This window comes from Streptomyces sp. NPDC060028 (assembly GCF_042736725.1).
GTDB lineage: Bacteria > Actinomycetota > Actinomycetes > Streptomycetales > Streptomycetaceae > Streptomyces.
The window spans coordinates 1-19,438 of record NZ_JBHWVJ010000120.1 but is presented as its reverse complement, the minus strand read 5'-3'; the positions used below and the strand labels follow the sequence as shown (position 1 = coordinate 19,438).

General features: G+C 74.1%; 17 protein-coding genes, 1 tRNA gene and 1 pseudogene. 12 read left to right on the top strand and 7 right to left on the bottom strand.

Annotation, left to right across the window (positions count from 1 at the left end; genetic code table 11):
- Nucleotides 1-50: 50 nt before the first annotated feature.
- Entirely contained in the window at nucleotides 51-575 is a 525-nt protein-coding gene (locus ACFWBF_RS34600) for a hypothetical protein (RefSeq protein ID WP_385608752.1), read from the bottom strand.
- Nucleotides 576-689: 114 nt separating this feature from the next.
- Here ACFWBF_RS34600 and ACFWBF_RS34595 point away from each other — a divergent pair, with 114 nt between their 5' ends.
- The 3 genes and pseudogenes from ACFWBF_RS34595 to ACFWBF_RS34585 form a co-directional block, all read left to right on the top strand.
- Nucleotides 690-857 (top strand): hypothetical protein, encoded by a 168-nt coding sequence (locus ACFWBF_RS34595; RefSeq protein WP_385608750.1) that lies wholly within the window; start codon nucleotides 690-692, stop codon nucleotides 855-857.
- Between the two features lie 229 nt (nucleotides 858-1,086).
- Nucleotides 1,087-1,560, top strand: a complete 474-nt coding sequence (locus ACFWBF_RS34590) for a phospholipase (protein ID WP_385608748.1) — start codon at nucleotides 1,087-1,089, stop codon at nucleotides 1,558-1,560.
- Nucleotides 1,561-1,711: 151 nt separating this feature from the next.
- A pseudogene (locus tag ACFWBF_RS34585) lies at nucleotides 1,712-1,894 on the top strand (hypothetical protein); the annotation flags it as partial.
- 458 nt (nucleotides 1,895-2,352) lie between these two features.
- Here the strand turns inward: ACFWBF_RS34585 and ACFWBF_RS34580 are convergent.
- Nucleotides 2,353-2,428 (bottom strand) — tRNA-Arg (locus ACFWBF_RS34580).
- Between the two features lie 332 nt (nucleotides 2,429-2,760).
- On the opposite strand from ACFWBF_RS34580, the gene ACFWBF_RS34575 reads away from it, so the two are divergent.
- The 8 genes from ACFWBF_RS34575 to ACFWBF_RS34540 all read left to right on the top strand — a co-directional run bounded on the left by ACFWBF_RS34575 (nucleotide 2,761) and on the right by ACFWBF_RS34540 (nucleotide 12,827).
- Complete coding sequence (locus ACFWBF_RS34575) at nucleotides 2,761-4,371, top strand: dynamin family protein (protein ID WP_385608756.1); 1,611 nt, start codon at nucleotides 2,761-2,763, stop codon at nucleotides 4,369-4,371.
- A gap of 4 nt (nucleotides 4,372-4,375) precedes the next feature.
- Nucleotides 4,376-6,211 carry a GTPase gene (locus tag ACFWBF_RS34570; protein ID WP_385608746.1) on the top strand — a complete coding sequence of 612 codons (1,836 nt, stop codon included), beginning with the start codon at nucleotides 4,376-4,378 and terminating at the stop codon, nucleotides 6,209-6,211.
- Nucleotides 6,212-6,345: 134 nt separating this feature from the next.
- The gene (locus tag ACFWBF_RS34565; RefSeq protein ID WP_385608744.1) at nucleotides 6,346-6,753 is read left to right on the top strand and encodes a single-stranded DNA-binding protein; all 408 of its coding nucleotides are present in this window, start codon (nucleotides 6,346-6,348) and stop codon (nucleotides 6,751-6,753) included.
- A gap of 215 nt (nucleotides 6,754-6,968) precedes the next feature.
- Nucleotides 6,969-8,198 carry a thioester domain-containing protein gene (locus tag ACFWBF_RS34560; protein WP_385608742.1) on the top strand — a complete coding sequence of 410 codons (1,230 nt, stop codon included), beginning with the start codon at nucleotides 6,969-6,971 and terminating at the stop codon, nucleotides 8,196-8,198.
- A gap of 50 nt (nucleotides 8,199-8,248) precedes the next feature.
- Complete coding sequence (locus tag ACFWBF_RS34555) at nucleotides 8,249-9,727, top strand: bifunctional phosphatase PAP2/diacylglycerol kinase family protein (RefSeq protein WP_385608740.1); 1,479 nt, start codon at nucleotides 8,249-8,251, stop codon at nucleotides 9,725-9,727.
- Nucleotides 9,728-9,953: 226 nt separating this feature from the next.
- The gene (gene ettA / locus ACFWBF_RS34550) at nucleotides 9,954-11,618 is read left to right on the top strand and encodes an energy-dependent translational throttle protein EttA (protein WP_385608738.1); all 1,665 of its coding nucleotides are present in this window, start codon (nucleotides 9,954-9,956) and stop codon (nucleotides 11,616-11,618) included.
- A gap of 10 nt (nucleotides 11,619-11,628) precedes the next feature.
- Nucleotides 11,629-12,105, top strand: a complete 477-nt coding sequence (locus ACFWBF_RS34545; RefSeq protein WP_385608736.1) for an acyl-CoA thioesterase — start codon at nucleotides 11,629-11,631, stop codon at nucleotides 12,103-12,105.
- Complete coding sequence (locus ACFWBF_RS34540) at nucleotides 12,102-12,827, top strand: hypothetical protein (RefSeq protein WP_385608734.1); 726 nt, start codon at nucleotides 12,102-12,104, stop codon at nucleotides 12,825-12,827. The genes ACFWBF_RS34545 and ACFWBF_RS34540 overlap by 4 nt, the downstream gene beginning before the upstream one ends.
- A gap of 44 nt (nucleotides 12,828-12,871) precedes the next feature.
- Here the strand turns inward: ACFWBF_RS34540 and ACFWBF_RS34535 are convergent, their stop codons facing one another.
- Entirely contained in the window at nucleotides 12,872-13,276 is a 405-nt protein-coding gene (locus ACFWBF_RS34535; RefSeq protein WP_385220853.1) for a globin, read from the bottom strand.
- 102 nt (nucleotides 13,277-13,378) lie between these two features.
- Here ACFWBF_RS34535 and ACFWBF_RS34530 point away from each other — a divergent pair, with 102 nt between their 5' ends.
- Nucleotides 13,379-14,380: a methyltransferase domain-containing protein gene (locus ACFWBF_RS34530; RefSeq protein ID WP_385608732.1), complete on the top strand. Its 1,002-nt coding sequence runs from the start codon at nucleotides 13,379-13,381 to the stop codon at nucleotides 14,378-14,380.
- Between the two features lie 15 nt (nucleotides 14,381-14,395).
- Here ACFWBF_RS34530 and ACFWBF_RS34525 read toward each other — a convergent pair whose 3' ends face one another.
- The 4 genes from ACFWBF_RS34525 to ACFWBF_RS34510 all read right to left on the bottom strand — a co-directional run.
- Nucleotides 14,396-15,424 (bottom strand): FHA domain-containing protein, encoded by a 1,029-nt coding sequence (locus ACFWBF_RS34525; protein WP_385608754.1) that lies wholly within the window; start codon nucleotides 15,422-15,424, stop codon nucleotides 14,396-14,398.
- 54 nt (nucleotides 15,425-15,478) lie between these two features.
- On the bottom strand, nucleotides 15,479-16,804 hold the full coding sequence (locus tag ACFWBF_RS34520; RefSeq protein ID WP_385608730.1) for a VWA domain-containing protein: 1,326 nt from the start codon (nucleotides 16,802-16,804) through the stop codon (nucleotides 15,479-15,481).
- A 34-nt stretch (nucleotides 16,805-16,838) separates the two neighbouring features.
- Nucleotides 16,839-18,326, bottom strand: coding sequence for a PP2C family serine/threonine-protein phosphatase (locus ACFWBF_RS34515; RefSeq protein ID WP_385608728.1), 1,488 nt, complete (start codon nucleotides 18,324-18,326; stop codon nucleotides 16,839-16,841).
- A gap of 3 nt (nucleotides 18,327-18,329) precedes the next feature.
- Nucleotides 18,330-19,438: tetratricopeptide repeat protein (locus tag ACFWBF_RS34510; protein WP_385608726.1), on the bottom strand; the 1,109-nt coding region annotated here is incomplete at its 5' end.

The window sequence follows — 19,438 nt, the reverse complement described above, 5'->3', positions numbered from 1 at the left end:
GATGCACCGCACCGGACACCGCGACCCGGCAAACCTTTCCGGCCACAGCACTAGCGGGCGCCCGCCGCACGCTGCAGAGCCGGGGCGCCGTCCTGCGTCTTCGCGCCCGGCGACGGCGTCCCGTCGGTCCACGCGTAGACCCGCTTGCCGCGCACCGCGACCTGGTACTGGTGGAAGTCCCGGCACTCGGACCGCTCCTCGGCCCGGGTGTCGCGCGGCCACCACTTGGCGTCCAGCCCCGGCCGCGCCATCTGCTTGGGCGTGCCCGCCGTGCACTGCGGGCCGTCCAGCGGGGTCGCGCCCAGCTTGAACCGGATCAGCCGGGCCTCCCCGGTGGTCCGGACGTGTATTCGTACATCGGTGGCGTCCTTGGGTATCCAGGACGGCAGAACCCATGTCGGCTCCCCGCGGGTCGGGGCGTCGGCCGCGGTCTGGAAGCGCTTGCCCTTCTCCTTGAACACATGGTCGTTGACCGCGTCGGTCACGGGGTTGGGCGGGAGGTTGGGCAGCGCGAAGGCAGCGGTGGCGAGCACTCCCACGGTGGCGGCGGCGATGACGAGAGGACGGCGGTTCATGCCCACAAGTGTTCGCGTTCGGGCCTCTTTCCGCGTCCCTCCCGAGTATCAACCTCGTCTCTACCCCAAGAGTGACAACGACTCATACCTGAGTCCCGGTTCTCCCCTTCGCCAGTGAAGACGCACGTCGGCTCGACCCTGGGGGAGGCCGGCAGCGCGGTCCGGGTGCAGGCGTCCCTGCCCGCCCGCCAGGCCGCGCTCGCCCGGGGCGGCGGCAGGGGCAGGGGCGGGGGCGGGGACGGGGACGGGGACGGGGACGGAGATCCGGCCAACACGCCGTAGCGAAAGCGGTATTGGGCCTCCAGCGGACCGCCACCCCGGCTCCCGGGGTGGCGGTCCGCGTTATAGGTGCCGTGGGGATCGGCGATATGGCGGGCTCCGAGGGTGTGAGCAGACGCCGCGCCGGGAGTTGGCCGGGCGGCGGCCGCACCGCCCCCGCTCCACCCGCACCCCCACCCCACCCCGCCCCACCCCACCCCGCTCCGTCCCCGCCCCGTCCTGGAGGAATGTCATGCGCCGTCGCCTCGCCCCCGTTCTCGCGTCCGCCGCCGCGGCCGGTGTGCTCGTCTTCGCGACCCCCGCCTCGGCGGCCCCCGCGGACAAGCCGCAGGTGCTGAGCAACTGGACGCAAGGGAGCGCCGCCAGCTACAACTCCTGGGTCGCGGCCCGCGGCAGTCAGGGCGCCTGGTCGGCGTACGGCTTCGACTGGTCGACGGACTACTGCACGACCTCCCCGGACAACCCGTTCGGCTTCCCCTTCCAGACGGCCTGCGCCCGCCACGACTTCGGCTACCGCAACTACAAGGCGGCAGGTGAGTTCTCGGCGGCCAAGTCCCGGCTGGACGACATGTTCTATTCGGACCTCAAGCGCGTCTGCACGCAGTACTCGGGCGCCAAGAAGACCTCCTGCGACGGCACCGCCTGGACCTACTACCAGGCCGTCAAGGTCTTCGGTGTCTCCCCGGAGGACGCCCCCGCCGCGTGATCCACGTGCCCGGAACCGTCCTCTCCCCACTCCCCGTCCCGTCCGACACCCCCCTGTCGGGCGGGACGGCCGTGTCATGTCCGCGCGGATCTGCTGCTTCTTGAGCCGGTACTCGCCGTCGTCCCGGTTGTCGGGTTCGTTGGCGATGAAGCTCATCGCGGAGGCCGAACCGGAGCGGCTGTGGCAGCGGCTGCTGCAGAACCAGCGCGGTGCCGTCGTGGCCCACGCCGTCCGGCCTGACACGGACGCGGTGATCTGCCGGCTGCGCCTGCGCTGCGCCTGTCCGGCGGGCAGAGTTGAGCGCTCGGCGGCAGCCGGGAGACCAATAGGGTGAACTTCTCATACGTACAGCACCCGCCCCGCGGTGGGAAAGCGCCGGACCGCCGGCGGCGGGACCGGCGGCGAGGCAGGCGCCGCGCCTGTCCGGCTCCGGCGAACGAACTGGCTGAATGACGGGGTGCCGTCGGCGCGGGCTGCGCGCCGGGCGGGGAGTCGCGTCGCGGCGCCGCCCGCCGGATATGCCCGATGTGTCGCCGGTCGAGGCGCCGGTCCCGAGCGGCGGGCCGAGGGTGACGGCGACCTCCGCGAAGCGCCGGAGGCGGACCGGATGCCGCAGAGGAATTCACCGGGCCATCTCCGTGGCCGCCGGCGGAAACCCGGTGGCGGCCGGACGGCGCCGGACCCGCGCGAGGCTGCTCCCGGGGCTTACGGCGGTGCTACACCAGTCCCGCTAGGGTGCCTCTGACCTGCAGGAAAGCCCTCCACGAGGGAGGGCTTGGAGGGGTGGAAGTGTGGTGCCCCCGGCAGGACTCGAACCTGCGGCCAAGTGCTTAGAAGGCACCTGCTCTATCCACTGAGCTACGGGGGCCGGAAGGTGGCCGTGGTGGCCTGGAGCCCCTTGGTGGGGGTGGGACTGTGGTCCGTGCCGGGTCAAGGATAGGGCTCCGGCCGCCTTGTCCCGGTTGCTTCACCCGCGTGCCACGATGTGGAGGTTCGGTGAAGCGGTCCCGATAATCGCAGGCAGGTGCGATTCTCGCATCGCTTTTGCGCCGCGCCGCCCTGGGTGTTGTGCACTCGTTATGCCTGCGCCCCACTCGTCCGTCGTGCCCGCAATGTCCCACTGGAGTCGCGGTCGGCGCGCAGAGGACGTATAAGCTTCAAAAATGGTCCCAAATTGGGCATTCTTCGCATGTGGTGACCTTGGATGTTCGGCCTCAGCTGCTCGATGCCCTGTCCGCCCTGCGCGACCGGGTCGCGTCCGTGCGTCTGCCGCTGCCCCTGCCCGGCGCCCCCCGCGCGCGCCAGACCAGAGCCGAGCTGCTCGCGCAGCTCGACGACTACCTCGTACCCCGGCTGAAGGCGCCCGAGGCGCCCCTGCTCGCCGTTGTCGGCGGGTCCACCGGGGCCGGCAAGTCCACCCTCGTCAACTCCCTCGTCGGACGGCAGGTCAGCGAAGCCGGCGTACTGCGCCCGACCACGCGCACGCCGGTGCTCGTCTGCCACCCGGATGACCACCACTGGTTCGCCGGCATGCGGGTGCTCCCCGACCTGATGCGGGTCTGGGTCCCCCAGGGGGAGGAGGAGCGCGTTCCGCATCCGAAGAGGACCGCCCCGCGCGGGCCCCTGAACCACTCCACCCGTGAGCTGCGGATCGAGACCGTCTCCTCCCTGCCCCGCGGGCTCGCCATCCTCGACGCCCCCGACATCGACTCCCTCGTGGTCGAGAACCGGACACTCGCCGCCGAACTCATCTGCGCCGCCGACGTCTGGGTCATGGTCACCACCGCCTCGCGGTACGCCGACGCCGTGCCCTGGCACCTGCTGCGCACCGCCAAGCAGTACAAGGCCACCCTGATCACCGTCCTCGACCGGGTCCCGCACCAGGTCCTCGCCGAGGTCTCGCGGCAGTACGGAGCGCTGCTCACGCGGGCCGGGCTGGGCGACGTACCGCGGTTCACGGTGCCGGAGCTGCCCGAATCGGCCGGCGGAGGCGGGCTGCTGCCGGCCAGCGCCGTCGCGCCGCTCGCCGCCTGGCTCGCCCACCACGCCCAGGATCCGGCCGCCCGCCAGTACGCCGTCGGGCGGACCGCGCTCGGAGCGCTGGACTCCCTCGCGCGGCGGATGCCGGAGCTCGCCTCCGCCGTCGCCGCCCAGCACGCCGCCGCCGTACGGCTGACTTCGGCCGTCGAGGACGCGTACAAGAAGGAAGGCAGGCGGGTGCGCAACCGGCTCGACCACGGCGCCGTACTCGCCGGGGACGCGCTGACCCGCTGGCGCGGCTACCCGCTCGACACCAGCGCGGACGAACTGCTGGACTCCCTCGCGGAGTCCCTGGCGGCGCTCCTGCAGTGCGCGGTCGCCGCCGCCGACGAGCGGATCGCCGAGGCCTGGCGGCGCGAGCCGGCCGCCGGGGCGGTGCCGCTGCCCGCACCGGATCGCGAGGCGGCGGAACGTATCGGCATGGCCGTACGCCGCTGGCGGCGCGTGCTGGAGGAACTCGCCGAGGAAGAGGTCGCGCGGCTCGGCAAGCAGCCCGCACCCGACCCCGACGGCGTCGCCGCCCTGCTGGTCGCCGCTCTGCTCGGCGGCAAGCGGGCCCGCCCGGCGGGGGAGAAGCTCGCGGAACGGATCGGCGTACAGGCCGCCCTGCGGTTGCGCGACCGCGGCGGCGAGCTGGTCGGCGAGCACCTCGACCAGGTGCTGCGCGCCGAGCGCGACCGCCGGCTCGCCCCGCTGGAGGCGCTCGAAGTGTCCCCGGAACCACAGGCCGAGCTGATCGCCGCGCTGTCCCTACTGCAGAAGGAGAGGTGACACGGTGACCGCCTTGACCGACCGCACCGACGACCGCTGGGACGACGGATTCATCGCACGCTCGCGCCCGCGGCCCCTCGACCGGGAGCCCGGTTTCGGCGACGACGAGAGCGACGACGCTCTCGTGCGGGCCGTCTCCGGAGCGGGCGACGACGGCGGCAAGGCCCCCGCGCCCCCGCTCAGTCCCGAGGGCCAGGCGCTGCGGATGCGTCTGGACGCGCTGCGCCAGCTCGTCGGCCTGTCCCGGACCCGGCTCGACGGCAAGACCCTCGCCGAGGCCGGGCGGGTCCTGGACGAGGCGGCGGCGCGGCGCGGACTGTCGGCGCAGCACACGGTCGTCGCCATCGCCGGAGCCACCGGAAGCGGCAAGTCCACCCTCTTCAATTCACTCGCGGGGGTGCAGATTTCCGAAACGGGACTGCGCAGGCCCACGACTGCGGCGCCGATCGCGTGCAGTTGGTCGGACGGGGCCGCCGGGCTGCTCGACCGCCTCGAGATCCCCGGCCGGCTGCGGCGCCGGCCCCGCGAGACCTCCGATGCCGATGCGCTGCGCGGGATGGTCCTGGTGGACCTGCCCGACCTGGATTCGGCGGTCCGCGCGCACCGGGACCACGTGGACCGGGTGCTGGCCCTGGTCGACGCGGTGGTGTGGGTGGTGGACCCGGAGAAGTACGCCGACGCCGTGCTGCACGAGAAGTACCTGCGCCCGCTGGCCGGGCACGCGGAGGTGACCTTCGTCGTGCTGAACCAGGTGGACCGGCTGCCCGGCGAATCGGCGGACCTCGTACTGGACGACCTGCGCAGGCTGCTGGACGACGACGGGATCGCGCTCGGCGAGCACGGCGAGCCCGGGGCCACGGTGCTCGGACTGTCCGCCCTGACGGGTGAAGGCGTCGGGGAACTGCGCGAGATGCTCGGACAGTTCACCCAGGAGAGGGGCGCCGCGACCCGGCGGATCGCCGCCGACGTCGACCGGGCCGCCGTGCGCCTGCAGCCGCTCTACGTCGCCGACGGGCACCCGGGGCCGGAGATCGGGGAGACCGCGCGCGCCGAGTTCGAGGACCGGCTCGCCGAGGCGGTCGGGGCGTACGCGGCCGGGCTCGCCGCCGAGCGGGCCTGGCGGCGCAATGCCGGCAAGGCCTGCGGGACGCCGTGGCTGCGGCTGTGGCGTTGGTACGAGAGCCGGCGCGCCCCGCGCACGCTGGCCGGGCTGGCAGCCCTGGCGGCGCTCGGCGGCCGGGGCACGGGCCCGGGGGAGGCGCCGGTCGAGGAGGAGGTGACGGCCCGCCAGCGCGTGGAGCAGGCGGTACGGACGGTCGCCGACGAGGCGGCCGCCGGCCTGCCCCAGCCCTGGGCGCAGGCGGTACGGGAGACGGCGGTGCGCGGGGCCGACCGGCTCCCGGAGGCGCTGGACGAGATCGCGGTGACGCTCGGCGCGGCGGTAGCGGTGCCCAGCGCCAAGCCGCCGCGGCCCACGTGGTGGCCGGCGGCGGTCCTGGCGCAGGCGGCCATGACGCTGCTCCAGATCTACGGCGGGCTGTGGCTGGTCGGGCAGATCGTCGGGGTCCTGGAGCCGAGCCTGATGCCGCCGGTGCTGCTGATGGTGGCGGGCATCATCGGCGGGCCGCTGGTGGAATGGGCCTGCTCGATCGCGGCCAGGGGGCCGGCCAGGCGGTACGGACAGGACGCGGAGCGGCGGCTGCGGCAGGCCGCGGCCGGGTGCGGCCGGGCCCGGGTGCTGGAGCCGGTGGCGGCGGAGCTGCTGCGCTACCGGGAGGTGCGGGAGCAGTACGGGGCGGTGGCCGCAGGGGGGAACAAGTTGTCCACAACCCGCCAGTAGTCCACAGGCCCGAGCGGGCTCGGGCGCACCGGCCCAGCATGGTCGTACCTCGTGCGGATGGTCCGTGCGGGTACGGAGCACGGGTGCGGGGCGCGGACTTCAGCCGCGGCCCGGGCCCGGGGAGGGCGGCCGGGATGAATGACACCCAGGTGACGCTGGTGGGTCACGTGGCGACGCAGATCGACTACAGGGAGACGCCGGCCGGACCGTCGGCGAGGTTCCGCTTCGCCGTGACACCGCGGTACTTCGACCGCCGCAAAGAGGCGTGGGCGGACGGGCCCACCAGCTTTTACACCGTGTGGGCGCGGCGCACCCTCGCGCTGAACCTCGCGGGCTCCGTCTCGGTCGGCGAACCGCTCGTGGTGTTCGGGCGGTTGCGGGTGCGCGAGAACCCTCCCGACGGGGAGGGCAACCGGTGGTTCTCGGCGGACATCGAGGCGACCGCCATCGGGCACGACCTCAACCGGGGGACGGCCGCGTTCCGACGGATCGTCAAGACGGATATTCCGCTGATGGCCACTCAGAAGGCGGCGGTGGTCTGAGTGTTCGAGCCGGATAGGATTCCCCGGTACTCACGGGCACCTGGGCCTTCGGCCCGAAGGGGAAGACTGTGTCGATTGCCGTTCCCGCATTCTCCGCTCCTGACTCCGCTCCTGACTCCGCTCCTGACTCCGCTCCTGACTCCGCTCCTGTTCCGGTTCTTGACCAGGCTTCTACTCCGCCTCCAGCTTCGGCCCGCCTTCCGTCTCCTGGGCCGGTGTCCGTCACGTCTGTCGTCCGGGCCTGCGCGCGGCGGCCGCTGGCGGTGGCGCTGCTCGCCGCGGCGCTCGCCGCCGCGCCGGGTGCCCGGGCGGCCGCCGACAGCGACCCGGGGGCATCCCGGGCACTGGAGGGCGCGAGCGCCGTGCTGGACGGGCTGAAGACGTACGGGCAGGCGGTCCTGCGCGGCGGCGACGGATCGGTGCGCCAGATCCCGGCCGGGCTGTACGAGATGCGGGTCGACGGCGGCGGGATGCTCCAGACGTACGGAGTCGGATTCGCGGGCAACGCGCAGCCCCAGGCCCGGTACGCGGAGAGCGGCTGGAGCGGCAGCCCGCTCGCCGGAAACGGCGAGGCGGGGCGGATCCGCTGGGTCCTGGAGCACTCCTACCCGCAGCTGAACGACCTGGCCGGGCTCGCCAAGGCGGCCGGGGCCGGGGCGCTCACCGCGGAGAGCGCGGCGGCCGGCACCCAGGTGGCGATCTGGCGGCTGGCGGACGGCGTACAGGTGGAGGCCGCGGACCCGGCGGCGGAGAAGCTGGCCGACTACCTGCAGCGGGAGGCGGGACGGCTGCCGGAGCCGCCGGCGTCGCTGGGGCTGGACCCCGGGGACGTGTCGGGTCCGGTGGGCACGCGGCTCGGGCCGGTCACCGTACGGACGGGAGCCCAGAGCGTGAGCGTGACCCCCGATGCCGCGGCGGTGGCCATGGGGGTGCGGGTGGTGGACGCCGAAGGGCGTCCGGTCGACACCGCCGTCAATGGCAGCCGGCTGTACTTCGAGGTGCCCGCGGGCACCCCGGACGGAGCCGCCTCGGTCACCGTCCACGGCTCGACGAGGGTGCCGGTGGGCCGGGTCTTCACCAGCGGGGTGCCGGCCCAGGCCCAGATCGTGGCGGGCTCCAGCGAGTCCGCCACGGCGGCCAGGGCGACGGCGGTGTGGCCGCGGCCCACCGCGACCCCGATCGGCACCACGGCGGGCGCGGACTCGGGCACCACCTCGGGTACCACCTCCGGCGCGAGCGGGAATGCGGCCGCCGCTGCGGCACTGGCGGCGCCGGGCGGGCCTGCCGCCCAGGGATCGCCCGACACCTCCGAGGAGCGCCTGGCCACGAGCGGCAGCTCGGCGGCCACGCCGTTCATCGCCTCCCTGGCGGTGGGCCTGGTGGTCCTGGGCGGTCTGGTGGTGCTCCTGCTGCGCAAGCGTCCGCTGGAGGAGGAGTCGGAGTAGGGGGGCGGCCGTCCTGATTCCGGATCCGTGAGTGCGGGTAAGCGCTCGAGATGGCTGAACAGGAATTGACCTTGCGGGGCGCCTTCGCCCGGTGGGACCGGCAGTTGTTCGACGCGGTGGCCCGGCGGCACTGGCCCGGGGCCGACCGGGTGCTGCCCCGGCTCGGGCGGGCCGCCAACCACGGGGTGCTGTGGGGCGCGGCCGCCGCCGGGATCGCCATCGTCGGCTCGGCCGGGGCCCGCAAGGCCGCCGTGCGCGGGGCCGCGTCGCTGGCGCTGGCCTCCGCGACCATCAACACCGTCGGCAAGTGGTCCGTGCGCCGGCCGCGGCCGCTGCTGGACGGGGTGCCCGCGGTGCGCCGGGCAGTGGTGCAGCCCCGGACCACCTCCTTCCCGTCGGGGCACTCGGCGTCGGCGTTCGCCTTCACCGCCGGGCTGGCGCTGGAGTCCCCGGGCTGGGGCGCCGTGGTGGCCCCGGTGGCCGCCTCCGTGGCGTTCTCCCGGGTCTACACCGGGGTGCACTACCCCTCCGACGTGCTCGCGGGCGCGGCGTACGGGGTGGCCGCGGGGTTCCTCGTACGCCGCCTCGCGCGGGGCGCCGAGCAGGCCCGGGTCGTTCCGGGCCACGAGCGGACGGCGGCCGGGGCGCCCGCGCTGCCCGACGGGGACGGGCTCACCGTGGTGGTGAACAGCGGGTCGGGGACGGCCGCGGCCGCGGGGCTCGACGTACTGCGCGAGCGGCTGCCCAAGGCCGAGCTGGTCGAGTGTGAGGGGTCGGAGCTGGCCGCCGAGCTCGAGGCGGCGGCCTCCCGGGCCACCGTGCTGGGGGTTTGCGGCGGCGACGGCACCGTCAACGCCGCCGCCGGCGCCGCGCTGCGGGCCGGGATCCCGCTCGCGGTGTTCCCCGGGGGCACGCTCAACCACTTCGCGCTGGACCTCGGCCTCGCCGGAACCGAGGACACCTGCCGCGCCGTGGCGGCCGGACACGCCGTACACGTCGGGGTGGGCCGCTTCACCCCCGGGCCGCAGGGGAACCGTCCCGGGTACTTCCTGAACAACTTCAGCATCGGCGCCTACCCGGAGCTGCTGGGCCACCGCCTGCGGTGGGCACCCCGGATCGGCGGCGGGCCCGCCGCACTGCTGGCGGCCTGGCGGGTGGTGCGCGCCCAGCGCCCCGTACGGCTGCGGCTGGCCGGCCGGCCCCGGAGCGTATGGCTGCTCTTCGCCGGCAACGGCACCTACCAGGGCACCGGCCCCACCCCCCGGCGTCGCGCCAGCCTGGGCGAGGGCCTGCTCGACGTCCGCCTCGTCCTCGGCGGCGGCCGCCCCGGCCCCCGGCTGCTGGCCGCCGCCCTGGCGGGCCCGCTGACGCGTTCCCCCGTCCACGTGGCCACGCGGCTGCGCAGCCTGCGCGTGGGCGACATCCCGGCAGACACCCCGCTCGCCTACGACGGCGAATACGCCCCCGCCCCCGCCGCCCTGGTCCTCGACGAGCTCCCGGACGCCCTGACCGTCTACCGCCCCCGCTGACCCCGCCCCCGCCGACCTCGCGCCCGCGGGCGGCGCTGCCGGGCGGCGCCGCCTTCGCGTTCGCACCGGCGGTCGGGGGCCGCCGATGCCTGTCGGGGCCCGGAATCCGGGCCCCGCGGACGTCCCCGGCGCAGGGGCCTGAGACCATTCGGGTTTCCCCCGGGGGATGGACGTACGGCAAGATGGGGTGTATCTGCCCACCCATCGATCTGCCGGACGGTTTCTCTTGGCTGAGTTCATCTACACCATGCGCAAGACGCGCAAGGCGCACGGCGACAAGGTGATTCTTGATGACGTCACCCTGAACTTCCTGCCCGGCGCGAAGATCGGTGTGGTCGGCCCGAACGGCGCCGGTAAGTCCACCGTTCTGAAGATCATGGCGGGCCTGGAGCAGCCGTCCAACGGCGAGGCGTACCTCTCGCCCGGCTTCACCGTCGGCATCCTCATGCAGGAGCCCAAGCTCGACGAGTCGAAGACCGTCCTGGAGAACGTCCAGGACGGCGCCGCCGACACCATGAAGAAGCTCCACCGCTTCAACGAGGTCGCCGAGCTGATGGCGACCGACTACTCGGACGCGCTCCTCGACGAGATGGGCAAGCTCCAGGAGGACCTGGACCACTCCAACGCCTGGGACCTCGACGCCCAGCTGGAGCAGGCCATGGACGCCCTGGGCTGCCCCCCCGGCGACTGGGCGGTCACCAACCTCTCCGGTGGCGAGAAGCGCCGCGTAGCGCTCTGCAAGCTGCTGATCGAGGCCCCGGACCTGCTCCTCCTCGACGAGCCCACCAACCACCTCGACGCCGAGTCGGTGAACTGGCTGGAGCAGCACCTCTCGAAGTACGCGGGCGCCGTGGTCGCCGTCACCCACGACCGGTACTTCCTGAACAACGTCGCCGAGTGGATCCTCGAGCTCGACCGCGGCCGCGCGCTGCCCTACGAGGGCAACTACTCCACGTACCTGGAGAAGAAGGCGACCCGCCTCAAGGTCGAGGGCCGCAAGGACGAGAAGCGCCAGAAGCGCCTCAAGGAAGAGCTGGAGTGGGTCCGCTCCAACGCCAAGGGCCGCCAGACCAAGTCCAAGGCCCGTCTCGCCCGCTACGAGGAGATGGCGGCCGAAGCGGACAAGATGCGCAAGCTCGACTTCGAGGAGATCCAGATCCCGCCGGGCCCGCGTCTGGGCTCGATCGTGGTCGAGGTCAACAACCTCTCCAAGGCGTTCGGCGACAAGGTCCTCATCGACGACCTGTCCTTCACGCTGCCGCGCAACGGCATCGTCGGCATCATCGGCCCGAACGGCGCCGGCAAGACCACGCTCTTCAAGATGATCCAGGGCCTGGAGACGCCGGACTCCGGCGCCATCAAGGTCGGCGAGACCGTCAAGATCTCCTACGTCGACCAGTCCCGCGCCAACATCGACCCCAAGAAGACCCTCTGGGCGGTCGTGTCGGACGAGCTGGACTACATCAACGTCGGCCAGGTCGAGATGCCGTCCCGCGCGTACGTCAGCGCCTTCGGCTTCAAGGGCCCGGACCAGCAGAAGCCGGCCGGCGTCCTGTCCGGTGGTGAGCGCAACCGCCTCAACCTGGCGCTGACGCTCAAGGAGGGCGGCAACCTGCTGCTCCTCGACGAGCCCACCAACGACCTCGACGTCGAGACCCTGTCCTCGCTCGAGAACGCGCTGCTGGAGTTCCCCGGTGCGGCCGTGGTCATCTCCCACGACCGCTGGTTCCTCGACCGAGTCGCCACGCACATCCTGGCGTACGAGGGCGAGTCCAAGTGGTACTGGTTCGAGGGCAACTTCGAGTCGTACGAGAAGAACAAGATCGAGCGTCTGGGTGCGGACGCGGCGCGTCCGCACCGTGCCACCTACAAGAAGCTCACCCGAGGCTGAGGCCGACATCATGGCCAGACACCACTACCGGTGCCCCCTGCGCTGGGCGGACATGGATGCCTTCGGGCACGTCAACAACGTCGTCTTCCTCCGCTATCTGGAGGAGGCGCGGATCGACTTCATGTTCCGCCTCGCGCCGGGGGAGGGCAGTGAGTCCTTCACGGGCGGTTCCGTCGTGGCCCGCCACGAGATCGACTACAAGCTGCCCCTCGTGCACCGCCACGAGCCGGTGCTCATCGAGTCCTGGGTGACCCGGATAGGCGCCGCGTCCCTGACCATCCGCTACGAGGTCAAGGACGAGGCGACCGAGGACGCGCCGGAGACGGTGTACGTGCGCGCCGAGACCGTGGTCGTGCCGTACAACCTCGCCGAGGGGCGGCCCCGCCGCATCACGGCCGAGGAGAAGCTCTTCCTCGAGGAGTATCTCGACGGGCCGGCGGCCGAGTCCAAGGGCCGCAAGAGCGCGCAAGGGAGCCTCGCGGCATGAGCGGGCGCCCCGACCGGCTGCATTTCGCCGACTCCGGGGAGGCGGCGGACCTCGCCGCGTTCCTGGGCCGGCTGCTGCACTACGACCGCGCCGCCGCCGTCCGCCTCCAGGCCGGCGGCGGCGCGCTCGCCGTCTTCGGGCGGCCACCGTCCTTCGAGGTGCTGGCCATCCGCACGGTGCGGCTCGCCGCGCCCGTGGCCGTGCCGCTGGACCTGACCGTGTCCGCCGGCGAGCTGCTGGAGTCCGTCGAGGAGGCCTCGGCGCTCGCCGCCGTGCCCGCGCCGGTCACCGGACCCGCCTGGGCCGGGGTGCTCCCGCCGCGCGGCGGCTGGCAGCAGGTCCCCGGGCTGCCCGGCCCCGACGCGATCGGCGAGGCCGTGGCGGCCGCCGTGGCCGAGTTCCGGGCCCGTGACGAGGCCCTGCCCCCGCAGCACAGGACCCGCACCGAGCGCGACCGCATCGGCCGCGAGATCTGGTCGCGCACCCTCGGCGACACGGAGCTCCCGCTGCGGGCCGTGCACGCCGCGCAGTCCCTGGGCTTCCTGAGGCCGGTACGGTCCACCGTGCCCGCCGCCCCCGCCACCGCGCCCGGCGCCCCCGACCCGGTGGCGCTGCTCGCCTCCGGGAGCTGGCTGCGCCTGCGCACCCCGTACGGCTCGGTCGCCATGCGCCGGCCCGGCCGTGTCGGCGGTCTCGGCGCGCTCCAGGTCAGCCCGCTGTAGCAGCCCTCCAGTGCCCGTCCAGCACTAGTGCCGCGGCCGCAGCACTAGCCGGCGGTGTTGATCATCGATGCCGCCGCGTACGTCAGGTAACGCCACAGCTGCGCTTCGTGCTCCGGCGCGAGGCCCAGCTCGTCCACCGCGACCCGCATGTGGCCCAGCCACGCGTCGTGCGCCGCGGAGTCCACCTGGAACGGCGCGTGGCGCATGCGCAGGCGCGGGTGGCCGCGGTTCTCGCTGTACGTGTTCGGGCCGCCCCAGTACTGCATCAGGAACAGCGCGAAGCGGTCCTCCGCGGGCCCCAGGTCCCCCTCCGGGTACATCGGGCGCAGCAGCGGGTCCTCGGCGACCCCCTGGTAGAACCGGTGGACGAGGCGGCGGAAGGTGTCCTCGCCGCCCACCTGCTCGTAGAACGTCTGCTCCTGAACCGTGCCCCGCGGAATCTCATTCACCCGACCATCGTCTCAGACGCCCGGACGGAGGACCGGGGTCCTAGGACTTCCCCGGCGGCCCCCGAGGTCGCACGGGAACGGCGCGCGCAGCACAGTGGAGGCATGGGCGCACAAGCCGGGCAAGCCGGGGTACGCGACGTGCGGGAGACCGCGCACGCCGCCCAGGTACGGGAGCTGATCGCCGCCGGGGCGCTGAACGACCCGGCCTGGCGGGCGGCCTTCACCGCCGTGCCCCGGCACCTGTTCGTCCCGTACTTCTTCACCGGCCGCGGAGCGGGCAACGAGCGGCTGTGGGCCGAGGACCCGGACCCGGAGCGGCGGGCCCGCTGGCTGCGCGGGGTGTACCGGGACGCCCCGCTCGCCACCCGGCTGCGCGACGGCGAGCTGGTCTCCTCCAGCAGTCAGCCCTCGCTGATGGCGAAGATGCTGGAATCGCTGGAGGTGCGCGACGGGGACAACGTGCTGGAGATCGGCGCGGGCACCGGCTACAACGCCGCCCTGCTCTGCCACCGGCTCGGCGAGGACCTGGTCACCACCGTGGACCTGGACGAGGAGATCACCGAGGCCGCCCGCGCCCATCTGGCCCTGCTCGGCTACCGGCCGGCCGTGGTCACCGGGGACGGGGCGCGCGGCTGTCCCTCCCGAGCCCCCTTCGACCGGATCCTGGTGACGTGCACGCTGCCGCTGATCCCGTACGCGTGGCTGGGGCAGTGCCGGCCGGGGGCGCGGATCCTGGCGCCGCTGTCGACGGGGCTGATCGCGCTGACCGTCCGGGACGCGGACCTGGCGGAGGGCCGCTTCCTGCACACCTCGGCGTACTTCGTGCCCCTGCGCGGGGCCACGGCGGCGGCGCCCGGAGCGTTCGGCCTGCCGCAGGGGCTCCCGTACGAGATGGTCGAGAACGAACGCTTCCAGTTCATGCTGCTGCTGACCGCGGGCGCGCTGCACCCGCGGGAGGCGCTGGACCTGTGGCGGCGCGAGGACCGGCCGTCCCGCGAGCGCTTCGGGGTCACCGTCAGCGGCGAGGGGCAGTGGTCGTGGCTCGACGACCCCCAGGGGCCGTACGTATGGCCCCTGGGGGAGGAAACCCGGTCGGAACCCTAGGCCGGGCAGGCCCGTCTAGCCGCGGCGGACGGTGATCGTGGTCCAGGCCCCCACGTGGACCCGGTCGCCGTCGGCGAGGGGGACCGGGACGTAGGGCTGGATCGGGTCCTCGCCGTCGTTGATGGTGGTGCCGTTGGTGGAGTTCTGGTCCACCACGGCCCAGCCGCCGTCGGGCTGCTGGACGAGCACCGCGTGCTGGTGCGAGACGCCCGGGTCCTCCGGCGGCACCGACAGGTCGATGTCCGGGGACTCGCCCGTGGAGGCGCGGCGGCGGCCGATGGTGATCTGGCCGCCCGAGAGCGGGAGGTGCTGCTCCGGGGAGTAGGCGGGCAGGTTGAGGCCCGCCGCCTCGGGGCCGCTGCGCTGCATCATCGCCGTGAAGTACGAGCGGTCGGGGCCGATCGTCGCGCTCCAGGCGCCGCCGCCCTGCTGCTGGGAGGGGAAGGGCTGGTACTGCTGCTGCGGGGGCGGCGGGGGCTGCTGCTGGTAGCGGGGCTGCTGGTATTCCTGTTGCTGTTGCTGTTGCTGTTGCTGTTGCTGTTGCTGCTGCTGTTGCGCGTGCTGCTGGTGTCCGGGCTGCTCGTGCGCCGGGGGCGGCAGCAGCCAGTCGTCCTCGCGCTGCAGCGGCTCGGCCGGGCGGTTGACCCGGGAGGGCCGCGAGCCCTGGTACTCGAAGTGGTCCTGCGAGTACGCCGGCGGAGCGGGCGGCGCGACCGGCGGCGGGGGCGGCGGACCCGGCGTCCCGACGGCCCCCGCGGCGCGGCCCGGGCCGTGGCCGGCCTCCGGCGCGAGCGGCGCGTACGAAGTCGCCGTACGGGTCAGGAAGTTGTACCGGCACTCCTCGCAGAACGGGGCCATCGCCTCGCGCGGGGTCCGGCACTGCGGGCAGAGCTCGGCCTGGGCGGTGGGCTCACCGGCGGTGGGAGGGTAGCCGTAGCCGTAGGAGGGCGCCGCGGGCGCACCCGTGGGAGCGGCCATGCGGTGGCCGCAGACCTCGCACCAGTCGTCGGAGGCGGACTGGTGCCCGTTCGGGCAGGTCGGCATGGCGGCGCTTCCCCCTTCTCCCTGCGTCATCGCGTCAGGTCTTCTTCTCTGTCGTCAGTTCTTTTTCACTCGGACGGTCTGGGTCGAACGCGTGTCAAGAGTCATCTCGTCGGCATCGGCGACCTTCGCCTTCAGCCGCACAGTACCCGCCGCCGCGTCGACGACATCCACCACCTTCGCCAGCAGTTTCGCCGTGTCCGCGTTCCCCGAGGCGCTCGCGAGCTGTACGGCCCTGCCGAGTTTGGCGGTGGCGCCGCCGACATCACCCAGTTTGCGCGCTTCCAGCCCCTGTTGGATGACTTGTGCGAGTTCCGCTTGGCCGGTGTAGTGGGCGACCTGCGGGTTGATGGCGGTGGAGGCGGCCAGGTCGTCCGTCCACACCGCGCGGACCAGTCCTTGAGCGAGCGCGGCGGGCGGTTCGCCCGCCGCGCCCGGCATGACCAAGGTGGCCCGGGCGGCCAGCATTTCCTGCCCGACGGCCGCGGTGGGGACCCGTACGCACACGTGGTACTCGCGGGACTCGTCGCCCCACGACCCGGTCAGGTAGTCCCCGGCGCGAGGGCCCGCCTCCGTGCGGCGGGCGGTCAGGTCCCGGACGGCGGGCGAGACCTGCTTGACGTACTGGATCTCCACGCCGACCGGGGTCCACAGGCGCAGCGAGACGTCCGCGACCTCCTTGCCCATGACGTTCTCCATCATGCGCGTGAAGTCCTCGGTGAGGTGGGCCGGGTCGGCCACGATGTCGGCGGTGCCGAGCAGCGCGCTCGCGATGCCGGTGACCTCCTTGACCTCCCAGTCGGTGCCCACCCCGCGGGCGTCGCAGGTGAAGCGGCCGGCGCAGGCTTCGAGGGTGGCGCGGAGCACCGCCGCTTCCTCGTGTTCGTTGCGCCCGTCGGTGAGCAGGATCCCGTGGCGGATGGCGGCGGGGGCCTGGCGCAGCAGGCCGTCGGCGAGGCGCAGCCAGGTGCCGATGGCGGTGCCGCCGCCGGAAGCGAGGCCGCGCAGGGCCTCCTTGGCCTGGGCGCGGGTGGCCGGGTCGGCGGTGGCGAGGCGGCCCTGGCCGGGGTAGACCTCCTTGGCCACGTGGGTGCCGGCGATCACGGCGAAGGCGGTGCCGTCGCGCAGGGTGTCGATGGCGGCGGCGGTGGCCTCGCGGGCGCCGCGCATCTTCGCCGGCGGGTACTCCATGGATCCCGAGCAGTCGACCATGATCACGACGGCGGCGCCGCCCCGGTCCGCGGGGGCGCGGGTGGCGGTGGCGCCGCCGGTCGAGGTGACGGTGACGATGGCGTGGACGTCGCGGCCGCCCTCGGGGAGGAACTCGTTCTGGTACACCTCCACGCTGAAGCGCGGGGCGCTCGGCTTGGCGAAGTTCGCCATCGGTTGGACTCCTCGGGGGCTGGGGGCAGGCTGGTCAGACCTGGGGGCGCGGTTCCGCTTCCGCTTGTGATGGCGATTCCGGTTGCGGATGTGCTCCGGCAGCCGCGTCCGGGTGGGCGGCGAACGGCACCACGGCCACGGTGACGTTGTCGTGTCCGCCGCCGTCGAGGGCGTGCCCCACCAGGACCTGCGCGCTGTGCAGGGGGCGGGCCGCGGCGTCCTCGGGCAGTACCTGGGCCATGTCGCGGGCGGATTCGGCGTAGTTCCACAGGCCGTCCGTGCAGACCACCACCACGCCGTCGTGGTCCGGCTTGAAGGTGGCGGTGTGCGGTTCGAGTTCGTAGGCGTCGGCGCCGAGCCAGCCGGTGATGGCGTGGGCGCGGACGTCGGCGTAGGCCTCGGCCTCGCCCATCAGGCCGGCCGCGACCATCTGGGCGGCCCAGGAGTCGTCCTCGGTGAGGCGCCGGGGGAGGGCGGCGCGGTCGTCCGGTACCCAGTACGCGCGGCTGTCGCCGACCCAGCCGATGGTCAGCAGCCCGCCGCTGACGACGGCCCCGACCAGGGTGCAGGCCGGGGCGTTCTGGGCGCCGGGGACCTCGGGGGCCAGGGCGTTCACGGCGGCGGCCGCCGCCAGGATCGCCTCGTGCATGGCCTCCTGGGGGTGGGCGCCGCGGGGCAGCGCCTCGAGCAGCGCCTCGTTGGCGGCGGCGGCCGCGGCGGCCGACGCCTCGTCGGGGCGGCTGGCCGAGGAGACCCCGTCGCAGACGATGGCCACGGTGGCGGCCGAGCCGTCGGGCAGGGCGGTGGCCGCCACGGCGAAGGAGTCCTCGTTGCGGTGGTGGCGCAGCCCGCGGTCGCTGACGGCGGCGACGCTGCCGAGCTCCTCTTCGAGGTGGTCCCGCTCCCTCGGCTGGGCGTGGCCGCAGTGCTCGCAGTAGCCGTCGGTGTCGACCCGCCCGGCGCGGCAGGCGACGCACGTCTTGCCGGGGTCCTCCGCGGGCGCCGCCCCGCCGGGCCCCTCCGGGGCCGTACCGGCGGGGAGGTCGTACCGCGCGCTGCCGCTGCCGCTGCTGGTGCCGCCGTACGGGGGCTCGTGCGCCGGGGGCGTGGGGTACTGGGCCTCGCGGGCGGGGGCCGGACCCTGCGGGCCTCCGCTTCCCGCGCCCCCGTCGCCGCTGCCCGGGCCGCTGCCGTACGCCGGCTCGTGGCCCGAGGCCATGGCCGGCGGGCCGCCGTCACCGTACGGGTCCTCGGCCGCGGGGGTGTCGGACCAGCCGTCCGGCCCCTCGACCAGCGTCGGGGCCGCCGCGCTCACGCTGCCCCACCCCGGCGCGGCCGCGCTGCCGTACCCGCCCGCCGGGGCGCGAGCCGGACCCGGCGGGGGCGGGGTGATGGGGAGGGTGGGGCGGGAGACGGACTGGGGCGAGGACGGGACGGCTTGGCCGCAGAAGCCGCAGAAACGGTCACCCTCTTCCAGGGGCTCCGCGCAGCTCGGGCAGCCAGACAGCCGATGCTTCGACATCAATCACACCCACGTCCGGGGACGGAAACGGTTTGCCCGCTCCACCAGTTCGATCCTCTCCTCGCCCTGCTGCGCCAGCCGTGCGAGCACGCGGTACGAGCGCTCCAAGCCGAAGCGCAGGCCCCGTTCGTCCAGTTGACTGCCGAGCAGCGAGGTCCGGCCGGGTTCGGAACCCCGGCTACCCGACAGTACCCAGTCCAGGGCCGCGCCCAGAACTTCCGTCGACAGCCGGACGTGCCGTACCGAGTCCAGCCCGAACCGCTCCAGCGCCTCCACCTGCGCGGCAGCCGACGCCAGGTCGGGCAGCAGCTCCTCCTGCGGAGCCCGGTCGCGCAGGCGTGCCCGTACGGCCGCCACCCGGGCGGCGGTGTGGTGGATCGAGGCCTCGGGCACGGATTCCAGCGTGTCCACGGCTCCGGTCCGGTCCCCGGCGGCCAGTTGCACCCGGGCCAGCCCGAACGCCGCGCTGACGAAGCCCGGGTCCGTGGCCCACACCAGGCGGTAGTAGTCGGCCGCGTTGTCCAGCTGCCCCAGCACCTCCGCGCACAGCCCGAGCGCCAGCTTCGGCGCCGGCTCGCCCGGGAAGGCGTCGTAGATGGCGTCGAAGGACAGGGCCGCCATCTCGTCCTCGCCGGCGGCCAGGGAGGCGACCCCGCGGGCCCACACGACCCGCCAATCGTCGGGGTACAGCTCTTCCAGCTCCTCCAGGGCCGCCCCGGCCGCGCCCGGTTCGCCCAGCTCCAGCCGGGCCCGCAGCTCCCGCAGCCGCAGCTCGGCGGAGTCGGCCGGGGCCGAGCCCAGCGCGCCCAGCAGGTCGGCCGGCGCGGAGGCCAGCAGGCCCGCCAGGAAACCGGCGTTGGGATCGCCCGCGTCCACCAGCGGCACGGGCAGGGCCAGCGCCGCCTTCCGCGGGTCCAGCGTGGCCGGCGCCCCCGGGCGCGGCCCGGCAGGCTCGGGGTCCGGGAAGGGGACGGGCACGGGCGCGGGCACTGCTCGGCGCGGTGCGGGGACGGCCACCGCGGGCGCGCCCGCCTTGTGCGTCGCCGTGGTCCCGAGCGCCCCCGGCAGCGAGGCCGCGGCCGCCGCTGTTGCCGCCGGGTTCCCGACGGGCG